Origin of the sequence: Salicibibacter halophilus, from assembly GCF_006740705.1 — a bacterium.
In the GTDB taxonomy this organism is placed as follows: domain Bacteria; phylum Bacillota; class Bacilli; order Bacillales; family Marinococcaceae; genus Salicibibacter; species Salicibibacter halophilus.
In genome coordinates this window covers 2,260,577-2,274,263 of sequence record NZ_CP035485.1, presented here as the reverse complement: position 1 = coordinate 2,274,263, position 13,687 = coordinate 2,260,577, and the positions used below count along the sequence as shown (strand labels likewise).

Sequence of the window (13,687 nt, the reverse complement as noted above, 5' to 3'; positions counted from 1 at the left end):
TTTCCAACTTCCCGACTTTAACCTAATGGTTTTTTCTTGATCGTCGCAGGTTTGCGCGGATAAGAACGAGGAGTGTTGCCTTGCTTGCCAAACACATAGATATGGCGGTCACTGGCTTCTGTAGGAAGCTCAAAATAATGCTCGTCTGCCTCCCCGCCGTTAAGTGCACGGATCGCGGGCATTGCCATTTCTGTCTCCTCGTCACCCGCTTTCCCTTTTAAAGCAATCCAAACGCCATTTTTGCGAACAAATGGCAGGCAAAGTTCTGCCAATACCGGCATCTTCGCCACTGCCCTCGCGATGGACACATCATGGGAATCACGGTAACGTTCGTCCCTGGCTGCGTCTTCGGCGCGCATATGTAAAAGGTTTATATTCTCGAGTGATAATTGATCCGCGAGATGTTCAAGAAACTGAATCCGCTTTTTCGTTGCGTCAATGACGGTAAGCTGGATATGGGGAAAACAAATCTTTAAAGGCACACCCGGAAAACCTGCCCCACCCCCGATATCAATCAATGAATGGACGTCCTTAAACGGGTAACAACAGGTGGCAAGCAAGGAATCATAAAAATGCTTTTCATAGACTTCTTTTTCGCCGGTGATTCCGGTTAAATTCATTTTTTTATTCCACGTAATGAGCGTGTCATAATAGCGTTGGAATTGTTCCTTTTGCCCATCATCAAGAAATAGATCGATTTCTTTTAGCCATTTTTCCCAATCCTTCACAAACGCGACCGCCTTTCCATTACCTGCAAGTATGGGGTATGTAGGGGAACCGTCATGCTTCGGCAATGAACCGAAACATGACGGTTTGTTCACCGGCAGCTATTATGACGACGCAGCCTCTTTTTGGGACATTTGCCTTCCTTGCTCAATATAGACGAGCAAGATGGAGATGTCTGCCGGATTGACACCGGAGATTCGGGATGCTTGCCCGACGGAGATCGGACGGACTTCTTCCAGTTTTTGCCTTGCCTCCATGGCAAGTCCGGTAATCCCGCTATAATCGATCCATTCCGGTATCCATTTTTTCTCCATTTTTTTCATTCGTTCGACTTGTTCCCACTGTTTTGCGATATAGCCTTCGTATTTGGTCTGAATTTCCACTTGTTCTTTCACATCAGCATCCAGTTCTTGTTCCGGCGGTATAATAGCTTCCACATCGGCATACTGGATTTCCGGCCGTTTTAACAGCTGATCGCCTGATACTGCTTCTTTCAAAGGAGCTGAATCTTTATTTTCAAGGAGGGCTTGGACTTTATCATTCGGTTTAATGATGGTGCCCTCCACCCGCTTGCGCTCAGCAGCGATTTCTGCATTTTTCGTTTCAAATTTCCGGTAGCGCTCCTCTGAAACGAGCCCGATGTCATATCCCAGCTGTGTCAGGCGCAAATCGGCGTTATCGTGGCGAAGAAGGAGACGATATTCCGCTCTCGACGTCAATAACCGGTAAGGTTCATCGGTGCCTTTTGTGACGAGATCATCAATCAAGACGCCGATATATGCGTCGGAACGATCAAGGATAATCCCCTCTTTATTTTGTACCTTTCTCGCGGCATTGATGCCTGCCATAATCCCTTGGGCGGCGGCTTCTTCATAACCGGACGTACCATTGATTTGACCGGCCGTGAAGAGACCGGGGATTGTCTTCGTTTCAAGCGTTGGCCATAGTTGATGCGGAACGATCGAATCATACTCGATAGCATAACCGGGACGCATCAAACGCGCGTTTTCCAAACCTTTAACTGTTTTTAACATCTCATATTGCACATCTTCCGGAAGCGAAGTGGAAAGGCCTTGGACATATACTTCTTGTGTATCGCGGCCTTCCGGCTCAAGGAAAATTTGGTGCTGGGATTTATCGTGAAAACGCACGACTTTGTCTTCAATCGATGGACAATAACGAGGCCCTGTTCCTTCAATCATGCCGGAATACATGGGGGAACGTTCCAAGTTCTCGTTAATAAGGCTGTGTGTCCCATTATTTGTATACGTAAGCCAACAGGGTAATTGATCGGTGATGTAATCGACCGTTTCATAGGAAAAAGCACGAACGCGTTCATCGCCTTCTTGTATTTCCGTTCGCGAGTAATCAATCGATTTACCGTTGACACGCGGTGGTGTGCCGGTTTTAAATCGAACCGTTTCGAATCCGAGCTCATGCAAGTGGTCAGACAACTTCACCGACGGTTGCATATTATTCGGCCCACTCTCATACGAAAGGTCGCCGAGAATGATTTTCCCTCGCAAATAAGTGCCAGTCGTAACAATCACTGATGCTGCCCGGTAATAGGCGCCCGTGTTCGTTATGACGCCTTTGCAAACCCCATCTTCAATAATCAAGGACTCGACCACTCCTTGGCGAAGTGTTAAATTTTCTTCATTTTCCAAGGTGTTTTTCATTTCCTGCTGATATTGAAATTTATCCGCTTGCGCTCGCAGCGCACGGACAGCCGGTCCTTTTCTTGTGTTCAACATTCGCATTTGAATGTGCGTTTTATCAATGTTTTTTGCCATCTCGCCGCCAAGAGCGTCAATCTCGCGAACGACGATCCCTTTTGCCGGACCTCCGACCGAAGGGTTGCAAGGCATAAACGCGACCGCATCGAGATTGAGCGTGAGCATAAGCGTAGACGCTCCCATACGTGCAGATGCAAGCCCTGCTTCGACTCCGGAATGGCCGGCGCCGATGACAATGACATCATAATCTCCATTTTGAAATGCCATTGAGTGGCCTCCTTTATATAGTATAAATGTATTTATATGGGAATTTACCTTATTTCCCCAAGCAAAATTGTGAAAATAACTGATCAATCAACTGATCCGGTGCCGTCTCCCCGACGATCTCGCCAAGGTGTTCCCACGCCCTCTTCACATCAATTTGCACCATATCGACGGGCATATCCGCCTGCGCCGCGTCAAGCGCTTCGTTGATCGTTGCCTTGGCTTGATTGAGGAGCGCAATATGCCGGGTGTTTGAGACATAATTGATTTCCGTGCCCTCAACACCCTCATCAAAAAACAAATGCGAAATGGCTGCTTCCAAATCTTCGATGCCTTCCTCTTTTAAGAGCGAGGTTGTGACGAGGGGGCGGTCCCCAACCAGATCGCGCGCTTCTGATTCATCGATTTCTTTTTTTAGATCCGTTTTATTTAAAACCACAATGGCATTAAAATCTTCAATCGTGGCAAAAAGAGCTTTATCTTCTTCGGTTAAGGTTTCATTCGCGTTTAAGACGAGTACGATCAGTTCCGCATCGGATAATGCTTGGCGGGAGCGTTCCACGCCAATTTTTTCTACAACATCCTCTGTCTCCCGTATTCCGGCGGTATCGATGAGGCGAAGTGGGACTCCCTTCACATTCACGTATTCCTCCAGGACGTCGCGAGTCGTCCCCGGAATCTCCGTGACGATTGCGCGGTTATCTTGAACGAGCGCGTTCATCAGCGAGGATTTTCCGACGTTGGGGCGGCCGATTATCGCGGTCGCGAGCCCTTCCCGCAGTATTTTTCCTTGATGGGCAGTCGCTAAAAGTTGATCAATTTCTGTTTGTACGGCTGTAATTTGTTTTTCCAACCGCTTCAATGTTACTGATTCCGCATCGTATTCCGGGTAGTCAATGTTGACTTCCACGTGGGCAATGGCCTCCAGCAATTCGGAGCGCAGCGTTTTTATTTGCCGGGCAAGACGTCCTTCCACTTGTTTCATCGCCACATTCATGGCCCGGTCCGTTTTCGCCCGAATCATGTCCATGACGCCCTCGGCTTGGGACAAATCGATGCGTCCGTTAAGGAAAGCCCGTTTGGTGAACTCCCCCGGCTCCGCAAGGCGAGCCCCTTCCGTGAGTACGAGTTGCAGGACACGATCGGCGGATACGACGCCACCATGTACGTTAATCTCGATGATATCATCTCTCGTGAACGTTTTCGGTGCACGCAATACCGTAACCATCACTTCTTCCACCGTTTCATTCGTGGCCGGCTGCACCAAATGCCCGTAATGAATCGTGTGGGAATCCACATCCCGAAGGTTTTGGTTCCCGCGATACATTCGTTCAGCGATGGCAACCGAGTCGTCCCCGCTGATTCGAATAATTGCAATCGCCCCTTCTCCCGGTGGGGTGGATATAGCCGCTATTGTATCCAACTCCATCTCATCACCTCATTTCCGCCACTTTTTCACATCACTGTAGGATAACATAAAACGCAGCCATGAACCAATCTATCAAAAACACAGCAGCTCTATTGCTATGGGCTCATCAGCCCCATTTATTGAAAACACCCCCATCGCCAACGTCAGGGATGAGGGTGTTTTTCAGATACTTCTTCCTTTGGCTGAATCACAATATGCCGGCGCGGTTCCTTCCCGTCTGAGATCGTGGCAACAGCGGTATCGTTTTGGAGGGTTTGATGAATTTTTTTTCGTTCTTTCGACTGCATCGGTTCCAACACTACTTTGCGCCCCGTTCGTTTTGCTTTTTCCGCAAGGCGATACGCGAGTTGTTCCAACGTTTTTTCTCTGCGTTTGCGGTAATCTTCGGCATCGAGTTCTATACGCAAATACTTTTCGGAATAGCGATTGGCGACCAAATTCGTTAGATACTGCAAAGATTCCAAAGTTTGGCCGCGCTTGCCGATGACAATGCCAACATGCTCTCCGCTCATCTCCAAACGCGGATTTTTCTCTTCCGTTTCTGTCGGATGAATGTCCAAATCAACATCCATGCCGTGCAATACTTCAGCGAGAAATTTTTCGGCTTCCGCTATAGGATCTGGCTTCACCGTAATCTCTAAAATGGCCGGTTTACTAAATAAGTTCAAGAATCCTTTTTTCGGTGTCTGGATCTCCACGTAATCAACTTGCTCACGACTGACTTGTAGTTCTGTAAGCCCATTGTCCAACGCTTCCTCAACCGATTTTCCCGTCACCGAAATGGTTTTCAAGATTATTCCGCTCCTCCCGGATTTGTGCGTTTCTCTTTTTTGGCTTGCGCACCCGGACCTGTAATGAAATACGTTTGCGCAATCATAAAGAAGTTACCTACGACCCAGTACAACGCGAGTGCTGCAGGGAAAAAGAAAGCAAATATCCCGATCATGATCGGCATCATATAAAGCAGAATCTGCATCTGCGGATTTGCGTTTACCATCATCATTTTCTGTTGGAAAAACGTTGTTGCAGCGGCAATGATTGGTAAAATAAAGTCGGGTTCTCCAAGCTGGAACCATAGGAATTGGTGATTAAAAATTTCTTCTGTCCGCATAATCGCGTGAAAAAAGGCGATTAAGATCGGCATCTGTATAAAGAGAGGCAAACAACCTGCCAGTGGATTCACGCTGTTCTCACTGAAAAGTTTCATCGTCTCTTCTTGCAATTTCTGCTGGGTCTTTTGATCTTTCGCACTATACTTCTCTCTTAATTTCAACAGCTCCGGCTGTAATTCCTGCATGGCTTTTGTACTTTTTGTTTGTTTAATCATTAAAGGCAAGATTAAAAAACGTATGATAATCGTAACAATAATAATAGCTAGCCCGTAGTTTTCACCGGTTGCTTCCGCAATCGTCGTGATCAACCAGGAAAGAGGAAAAACAAAAATCGTATCCCATATTCCGTCAGGGTTTTCGGTAATCGGCTCATCAAGATTCATACAACCGGCCATGACCGCTGTTAATGCGACTAGCATGGTTGCCAGTCCTATTTTCTTACGCACCTTCCACCATCCTCCTCGATGATATCCCACATCCGTTATTTATCTTTTCCGGCAGCCGGCTCACGGGTTTAACTCCGCCATAGCCCTGCCCGTTTAAAAACATGGCTGAAACTTTTGCTTGCCGCATGATATTCCATCGACAATAAAGACTTCCTGGCTATAATAATATAATCCTTGTCCGCTTGAACAGCATTTTGATGTTCCCTTATCATTTCGCGCATCCATCGTTTCAGTCGGTTTCGCGTAACCGCGTTTCCCACCTTCCGCCCCACCGTCACCCCATACCTAAAATGAACTTGTCCGGGTTTGTCCACGACATAAAGAACGAATTGACGGTTCGCGGTCGTCTTACCTTCGCTAAAAATTTTAGCGAATTCTTCATTACTTTTGATTCGGTACGTTTTTCTCATCTTGCCACCTACATATGTACTTCTTTTTTCTGACAAACGGAGGGTTCGATCGTTTAGCCAAAACAGCCATACTAAAGGTAAGAAGTCAGAGAAGGAGAACGAATCTTCGTGATGCCCCCGTCTCCCACTTCCTACTTCTAGTCTGTCAGTACTAGAAAAAAGGCCACTTCATTTCAGTGGCCTTATGCAGAAAGGTTTTTCCTTCCTTTTTTACGTCTACGCTTGAGTACTTGACGTCCATTTTTGGTACTCATGCGAACACGAAAACCGTGATCTTTTTTACGCTTACGATTATTCGGTTGGAATGTCATTTTGGCCATCGTAAGCCACCTCCCTTTTACTAACCCTAGTTAGGCATTCTAAAAAAGTATACAGACCGAAAGATGTAAATGTCAAGAGGCTGTAAGACGACTCGGCACTAATTTTTCTATGGATAGCATGTGGATAGATTTCGACAGCATTCGTATGTTTTCGACATTCTTATGGACAACCTTTCCACATATTAACCGATGTGGATAACGAAAACTGTGTATGATTTATAGCATGTGAAAAACTAACGCAGTTCCCGTTGATGCCCCTTGTTATTTTTGATATGATTAACATGTTTGCAGGATAAGTCGCTAACGTAATCTGTCCATCCACAGCTTGTGTATAATTGTGTGGACAGTTTTACACACGATCTGTATATGTCTTCCACAACTATTGTGAGTAATGCGCATAAGTTGTCGAATATACGATGAACAAACGGTTCACGGTTGTGTACATTTGTAAATGACAACATGATTGGCTTCCTTCTCTTCAAATATTAAGGTAGGAAGCCTTTCTTGCTCTCTGCTTCATTTGATTGATTTTGATAAAGGAGGGATCTTCCTACATTGAAGGAATTAGCTGAACTCTGGGCACAAACGTTAAATACGGTAAAGAACAAAGTCAGCAAACCAAGCTATGAAACTTGGCTAAAGTCAACAGAACCACTAAAACTGGAAAATGACACATTTCTTGTGGCTGCCCCGAATGAATTCGCGAAAGACTGGTTGGAAGATCGATATGCCGAAATTATTGCCAGTACGCTGCAAGATATCACCGGCAATCTTTATACCGTAAAATTTGTTCTTCAAACAGACGAATACAATGAAGAAGAGCAGAAAGCGGATGAGTCGGGGCAAACAGCCAAAAAAGAGGAATCGATGCAAACACCGAAACGACCCAATAACCATGAAAACATCCCTCGAAATATGCTGAATGGAAAATACACATTCAATACCTTTGTCATTGGTTCCGGGAATCGTTTTGCCCACGCGGCTTCATTAGCAGTATCCGAAGCGCCGGCAAGAGCTTATAACCCGCTTTTTATCTACGGAGGCGTTGGACTCGGAAAAACGCATTTGATGCATGCCATCGGCCATTATGTGATGGAACACAGCCCGGAATCACGCGTCGTATATTTATCTTCTGAAAAATTCACGAATGAGTTTATCAATGCGATTCGGGATAACCGCGGCGAAGATTTTCGCAACAAATACCGGAACGTAGATATCCTTTTAATTGACGATATCCAATTTTTAGCCGGGAAAGAGCAAACACAAGAAGAATTTTTTCATACATTTAATACATTACATGAAGATGCGAAGCAGATTGTCATCTCAAGCGACCGGCCGCCAAAAGAAATTCCAACCCTTGAGGACCGTTTGCGATCTCGCTTTGAATGGGGACTTATCACGGATATTACCCCTCCCGATCTGGAAACAAGGATCGCGATTCTCCGCAAGAAAGCGAAAGCGGAAATGCTTGATATTCCAAATGAAGTCATGCTCTATATTGCAAATCAAATCGACACAAACATCCGTGAATTGGAAGGAGCGCTCATTCGAGTTGTTGCCTATTCCTCCCTGATTAACGAAGACATGAATGCGGATCTTGCCGCTGAAGCATTAAAAGATATCATTCCAAGTTCAAAACCGAGGGTCATCGGCATTGAAGATATTCAAGCGCATGTTGCCGCGTATTATCAAGTAAAACTGGAAGAGATTACAGCAAAAAAAAGAACGAAAGCCGTCGCTCACGCGAGACAGGTCGCCATGTACCTATCGAGGGAAATGACCGAATCTTCATTGCCAAAGATAGGCGAAAAATTTGGAGGAAGAGACCACACAACGGTTATTCATGCACACGATAAAATCAGCAAATTACTATCCAATGATCAGCAACTACAACATCAACTCGATGAAATATCAAACAAAGTAAAACAATAAACAAGTGGATAACTCATAACAACCCAGACAATTTCCCACAAGTTTATACACAGTGGATAACTCACACGAAGACAAGCAAAACCAATGTTATTCACATGCTGCACAACCCCTACGACTGCTACCGCATTTTTTAATAAATAATAATAAGGGCGTTGACCCATATTAAATAAACCTCTGTTTATGACGATAGGAGAGGGACTCATGCATTTTTCAATTGATACCCATGCATTCATCACCGGTGTGCAAAATGCGAATAAAGCCGTTTCATCAAGAACAACCATCCCGATATTGACAGGGATTAAAATTAAAGTGGAAACTAAAGGAATTACGCTCATTGGCAGTGATTCAGACGTGTCGATCGAAACGTTTATCCCAAAGAGCGATGAAGAACAAACGTATATGACCATTCATGAAGAAGGAGAAATGGTATTACAAGCGAAATATTTTTCCGAGATTGTACGGAAAATGCCCGGGGAAACGTTAACTTTAGAAAAAGATGGAAACATGGCAGCGACAATCTCCTCCGGCAATGTTGTTTTCCATTTGAACGGTTTTGATCCGGATAATTATCCAAAACTGCCTCAATTAGAGGAAGAACAAGTAATTTTACTCCCTCAACATTTGTTAAAAGATATCATTCGCCAAACGGTTTTTGCCGTTTCCACGCAGGAAACACGTCCTGTACTTACCGGCGTTCATTTTTCTATCAAAAACCGGGAACTCACTGCTACTGCAACGGACAGCCACCGGCTTGCGATGAGAACGGTTGGCGTGGAAACTGATGAAACACTGGAAATCAACAACGTGATCATTCCCGGAAAAAGCCTTACGGAACTTAGTCGAATCTTGGATGACAGTGAAGATATGATCACGATCGTGGTGACGAAGACACAAGTGCTCTTTAAAATGAACCATTTACTGTTTTTTTCCCGATTACTGGATGGGAAATTTCCCCTTACTTCGAACATGATCCCGTCGGAAGGGAAAACAACCGTCACCTTGCCGACAAAAGCATTGAACCAATCTTTGGAACGGGCCATGCTTCTTTCCAGAGAAGCAAAAAATAATGTCGTCCACATCAAAAGCATCGGAACAACGGAAATAGAGATTATGTCGATCTCCGCAGAAGTAGGGAAAGTAAAGGAATCCATCGAAGCACAAGAGATAAACGGCGCGGAATTACAAATTGCATTTAACGGGAAAAATATTTTAGACGCTTTAAAAACGATAGACAGTGAAATAATCTCACTCATGTTTACCGGCACGATGAGTCCTTTTGTGGTTCAACCCCTCGATCACCAGCAAATGATTCACTTATTCTCTCCGGTTCGAACATCTTAGTGCAAAACGAAGGTCGCTCTATTTCCAGAGCTCCTTCTTTCTTTTTCCCTCACGATATAAGAGGTTCCCTGGCTTTTTATTGTTTTTTTTAGTAAAATAGAAGATGGAATCACATGCGCGTTTATAGATAAACGCCGGGTGGTGAAAACAGATGGAAGAGAAAATCCGAATAGAAACTCCTTATATCGCCTTGGGACAGCTATTAAAAGAAGTAGGTGTTGCGGATACAGGGGGAATGGTTAAAATCATTTTGGCCGAATATAACGTCTATGTGAACGATGAACATGAGGTACGACGCGGGCGAAAACTATACCCCGGGGATCGCGTCGAGGTTGAAGATACAGGAACTTTCATCGTTGAAGAAGCGTAATTTCCCGAAAAGGAGCGATGAAGTTGTATGTACGCGATCTCTCGATCAGCGATTATCGAAATCTTGAAGCAACGACACTCGCTTTTGAGAACACCGTTAACTTATTTTTAGGGGAAAATGCCCAAGGGAAAACAAACCTTATGGAAGCGTTATATGTGTTAGCATTTGCGAAGTCACACCGCACCAATCGTGACCGGGAACTTATTACTTGGGGAAAAGATTACGCCCGGGTTCAAGGAGAAATAAACAAACGGGTTAGTTCGCTTTCCCTTGATATACAATTTTCAACGCAAGGCAAACGCGCGAAACTGAACGGGTTGGAACAACAACGGATAAGTGAATTTATCGGTGCGTTGAATGTGGTCATGTTTGCCCCTGAAGATTTAAACCTAGTAAAAGGCGGACCAAAACAACGCAGACGCTTTATTGATATGGAAATCGGGCAAATCAGCAACATCTATCTTTATCATTTAGCCCAGTATCACCGCATATTGAAACAACGAAATCAGCTGTTAAAAGAACATGCGCAAAAACGGGCGTCTGAATCCACCCTCATGCACGAAGTTTTAACCGAACAACTCATTAAAGCTGCCGCGCAGGTGGTTCAACGCCGGTTATCCTTTATCCATCAGCTGCAGAAATGGGCAGGTCCCACCCATTGGTCTATTAGCCGACAGCTGGAAGAACTGCAAATCGCGTATATTCCAAGTGCCGATGTATCATTAGAGCTAGACTTGTCGACAATAGAGAATATCTACGCGAATGCTTTTGAAGAAAAAAAAGAACAAGAAATACGCAGGGGATTAACCCTCATTGGCCCTCATCGGGAAGACCTCGCGATCTATGTGAATGACCGGGACATACAGACCTATGGTTCCCAAGGGCAACAAAGGACCGCCGCGCTGTCATTGAAATTGGCAGAAATTGAATTAATCGAAAAAGAGACCGCCGATCCCCCGGTTTTATTATTGGATGATGTCCTCTCGGAACTGGATGATTTTCGACAGTCTCATTTATTAAATACCATTCAGGGGAAAGTGCAAACATTTATAACAACGACAAACATTAGCGGAATTGAGCATGAAGTGCTTAAACAAGCGAAAACCTTTCATGTCCACAATGGAAATATTTCCCCTAGTGAATAAAGTGAAACTTCCATCAGAGCGGGCGTCCCCTATGATGGTTAATGGCACGAATCGGGGTGTTACGAGCGCTTCCCACCGAACGAAAAAACGTGAAGTGTTTTTCACCTCTTTTTTCGCTTCCACTTCGGTAGATATTCATAGATTCAAATTTTATTTAGGCAAATGAGGTGTCTTTTTGTTTGTTCACATTGGTGGATACACAGTCATCCGTTCCAAAGATATCGTCGCCATTTTAAATTACGATGTCCATGAATCATCGACGGTTACACAACAATATCTCGCGTCATTGAATGAGAACGAGATCGTGAAAATAGCGCCGGATGGCGACTCAACGAAATCGCTCGTCGTCACCAGCGAGAAATTATATCATTCACCCATTTCCTCCACGACGCTTAAACGCCGTTCGCAAAATATGCTTGATGACGGCAACGATGAACCATGATCTGCACGAAATGATGGCTGTTGTACCCCGATTCTAGTGTTGAAACGAACAGAACATCTAACTTAGAAGCGAAGGTGAAGATTGCCCATGGCACAACATTCGTATGATGAAAGTCAAATACAGGTACTCAAGGGCTTGGAAGCTGTTCGCAAGCGCCCGGGGATGTATATCGGTTCCACAAACGCGCGGGGACTCCATCATCTCGTTTGGGAAATCGTAGATAACAGCATTGATGAAGCGATGGCAGGCTTCTGTGACGAGATCCATATCTCGATTGAAAAAGACAACAGTATCACGGTGACAGATAACGGCCGCGGCATCCCTGTCGGCATGCACGAAAAAGAAGGCAGGCCAACATTGGAAGTCATTATGACCGTTCTTCATGCCGGGGGAAAATTCGGCGGCGGCGGCTATAAAGTCTCCGGTGGCTTGCATGGCGTAGGGGCTTCCGTGGTAAATGCCCTTTCCGAGCATATGGAAATTGAAATTCATCGAGACGGAAACGTTCACTATCAAGATTATCGGCAAGGGATCCCACAGCAAGAACTCTCGGTCACAGGAGAAACGGACAAAACAGGTACACGGATCCGTTTCACCCCGGATCGAACGATTTTCACCGAAACGAGAGAATATGAAGCCGACACATTAATGACACGCTTGCGAGAGTTGGCATTTTTGAACAAAGGACTCCACGTCCTCTTCACAGACAAACGCGACGAAGAGGCAGAAACGAACGAATACTACTATGAAGGTGGTATTCGCTCCTTTGTTGAGTATTTAAATCAGACCAAGGAACCGCTTCATGAACCGCCGATCTATATCGAAAGCGAACAAGCAGGCATCCAAGTAGAAATCGCGGTTCAGTATAATAATAGTTTTACGAGCAATATCTATTCCTTTGCCAATAATATTAATACGCATGAAGGCGGGACACATGAATCGGGATTTAAAACCGGATTAACCCGCGTGATTAATCATTATGCACGGCAGAACCAATTGTTTAAGGACAATGATCCAAACCTGGTGGGCGAGGATGTGCGAGAAGGTTTAACCGCCATAATTTCGGTGAAAATCCCGGATCCGCAGTTTGAAGGACAGACGAAAACCAAACTGGGAAACAGCAGTGCCCGAACGGCCACCGATCAACAATTCAGCGATCACTTCGCCCGTTTTCTAGCCGAGAATCCGGATACTGCCCGAAAAGTGGTGGAAAAAGGAATCACCGCATCGAGAGCGCGGGAAGCGGCAAAGAAAGCCCGTGAATTCACCCGCCGTAAAAGCGCACTCGAAGTTGGCTCTCTCCCCGGTAAATTGGCGGATTGTTCAACGCGGGACGCAAGTATCAGTGAAATGTATATCGTTGAAGGCGACTCCGCGGGAGGTTCAGCGAAAGCAGGCCGAGACAGCTATTTTCAAGCTATTCTTCCCTTGCGCGGGAAAATCCTAAACGTCGAAAAAGCACGTCTGGACAGGATTCTCAATAACAATGAAATTCGCTCGATCATTACCGCGCTAGGAACGGGGATCGCCGATGAATTTAATATCGAGAAAGCGCGCTATCACAAAATCATTATCATGACGGATGCCGACGTGGACGGGGCGCATATCCGAACACTTATTTTGACGTTTTTCTATCGTTTTATGCGTCCGCTGATTGAAAATGGCTATGTATATATTGCCCAACCTCCGTTATACCAAGTTAAACAAAACAAAAAGGTCCGTTATATCCAAGACGAAAAAGAGTTACAACCGCTTTTGGATGAATGGCCGGACACGCCCGTGCCGGATATTCAACGGTATAAAGGGTTGGGCGAGATGAATGCCGATCAATTATGGGAAACAACCATGGACCCGGAAGGGCGAAGACTGCTGCAAGTTACGCTGGAAGATGCAATGATGGCGGATGGCATTTTCGATACGCTCATGGGAGACAGAGTCGAGCCACGACGAGAATTTATCCAGGAGAATGCGGAATACGTGCAAAACCTCGATGTTTAATACCGGAGGTGAGAGA

The 13,687-nt window shown here is 45.2% G+C and carries 13 protein-coding genes; 6 read left to right on the top strand and 7 right to left on the bottom strand.

What is annotated here, in order from left to right; all coding sequences use genetic code 11:
* Window positions 1-17 precede the first annotated feature (17 nt).
* The 7 genes from rsmG to rpmH all read right to left on the bottom strand — a co-directional run bounded on the left by rsmG (window position 18) and on the right by rpmH (window position 6,443).
* Window positions 18-761 carry a 16S rRNA (guanine(527)-N(7))-methyltransferase RsmG gene (gene rsmG / locus EPH95_RS11085; protein WP_405127456.1) on the bottom strand — a complete coding sequence of 248 codons (744 nt, stop codon included), beginning with the start codon at window positions 759-761 and terminating at the stop codon, window positions 18-20.
* A 69-nt stretch (window positions 762-830) separates the two neighbouring features.
* Window positions 831-2,729 (bottom strand): tRNA uridine-5-carboxymethylaminomethyl(34) synthesis enzyme MnmG, encoded by a 1,899-nt coding sequence (mnmG, locus tag EPH95_RS11080; RefSeq protein ID WP_142089969.1) that lies wholly within the window; start codon window positions 2,727-2,729, stop codon window positions 831-833.
* 49 nt (window positions 2,730-2,778) lie between these two features.
* Complete coding sequence (gene mnmE / locus EPH95_RS11075; protein WP_142089967.1) at window positions 2,779-4,155, bottom strand: tRNA uridine-5-carboxymethylaminomethyl(34) synthesis GTPase MnmE; 1,377 nt, start codon at window positions 4,153-4,155, stop codon at window positions 2,779-2,781.
* A gap of 143 nt (window positions 4,156-4,298) precedes the next feature.
* Complete coding sequence (jag, locus tag EPH95_RS11070) at window positions 4,299-4,946, bottom strand: RNA-binding cell elongation regulator Jag/EloR (RefSeq protein ID WP_142089964.1); 648 nt, start codon at window positions 4,944-4,946, stop codon at window positions 4,299-4,301.
* A 2-nt stretch (window positions 4,947-4,948) separates the two neighbouring features.
* Window positions 4,949-5,713 carry a YidC family membrane integrase SpoIIIJ gene (gene spoIIIJ / locus EPH95_RS11065; RefSeq protein ID WP_142089962.1) on the bottom strand — a complete coding sequence of 255 codons (765 nt, stop codon included), beginning with the start codon at window positions 5,711-5,713 and terminating at the stop codon, window positions 4,949-4,951.
* 68 nt (window positions 5,714-5,781) lie between these two features.
* The gene (gene rnpA / locus EPH95_RS11060) at window positions 5,782-6,123 is read right to left on the bottom strand and encodes a ribonuclease P protein component (protein ID WP_142089960.1); all 342 of its coding nucleotides are present in this window, start codon (window positions 6,121-6,123) and stop codon (window positions 5,782-5,784) included.
* A gap of 182 nt (window positions 6,124-6,305) precedes the next feature.
* Entirely contained in the window at window positions 6,306-6,443 is a 138-nt protein-coding gene (gene rpmH, locus EPH95_RS11055; RefSeq protein WP_142089957.1) for a 50S ribosomal protein L34, read from the bottom strand.
* Between the two features lie 555 nt (window positions 6,444-6,998).
* Between rpmH and dnaA the strand changes: the two genes are divergently transcribed.
* The 6 genes from dnaA (at window position 6,999) to gyrB (ending at window position 13,671) form a co-directional block, all read left to right on the top strand.
* Window positions 6,999-8,375 carry a chromosomal replication initiator protein DnaA gene (dnaA, locus tag EPH95_RS11050; RefSeq protein ID WP_142089955.1) on the top strand — a complete coding sequence of 459 codons (1,377 nt, stop codon included), beginning with the start codon at window positions 6,999-7,001 and terminating at the stop codon, window positions 8,373-8,375.
* Window positions 8,376-8,576: 201 nt separating this feature from the next.
* Window positions 8,577-9,716 carry a DNA polymerase III subunit beta gene (gene dnaN / locus EPH95_RS11045; protein ID WP_142089953.1) on the top strand — a complete coding sequence of 380 codons (1,140 nt, stop codon included), beginning with the start codon at window positions 8,577-8,579 and terminating at the stop codon, window positions 9,714-9,716.
* Between the two features lie 151 nt (window positions 9,717-9,867).
* Entirely contained in the window at window positions 9,868-10,086 is a 219-nt protein-coding gene (yaaA, locus tag EPH95_RS11040) for a S4 domain-containing protein YaaA (protein ID WP_142089951.1), read from the top strand.
* 23 nt (window positions 10,087-10,109) lie between these two features.
* Window positions 10,110-11,231 carry a DNA replication/repair protein RecF gene (recF, locus tag EPH95_RS11035; protein ID WP_142091589.1) on the top strand — a complete coding sequence of 374 codons (1,122 nt, stop codon included), beginning with the start codon at window positions 10,110-10,112 and terminating at the stop codon, window positions 11,229-11,231.
* Between the two features lie 175 nt (window positions 11,232-11,406).
* The gene (remB, locus tag EPH95_RS11030) at window positions 11,407-11,673 is read left to right on the top strand and encodes an extracellular matrix regulator RemB (RefSeq protein ID WP_142089949.1); all 267 of its coding nucleotides are present in this window, start codon (window positions 11,407-11,409) and stop codon (window positions 11,671-11,673) included.
* Between the two features lie 87 nt (window positions 11,674-11,760).
* A complete protein-coding gene (gyrB, locus tag EPH95_RS11025; RefSeq protein ID WP_142089947.1) occupies window positions 11,761-13,671 on the top strand; it encodes a DNA topoisomerase (ATP-hydrolyzing) subunit B in 1,911 nt (636 codons plus the stop codon).
* Window positions 13,672-13,687: the final 16 nt, after the last annotated feature.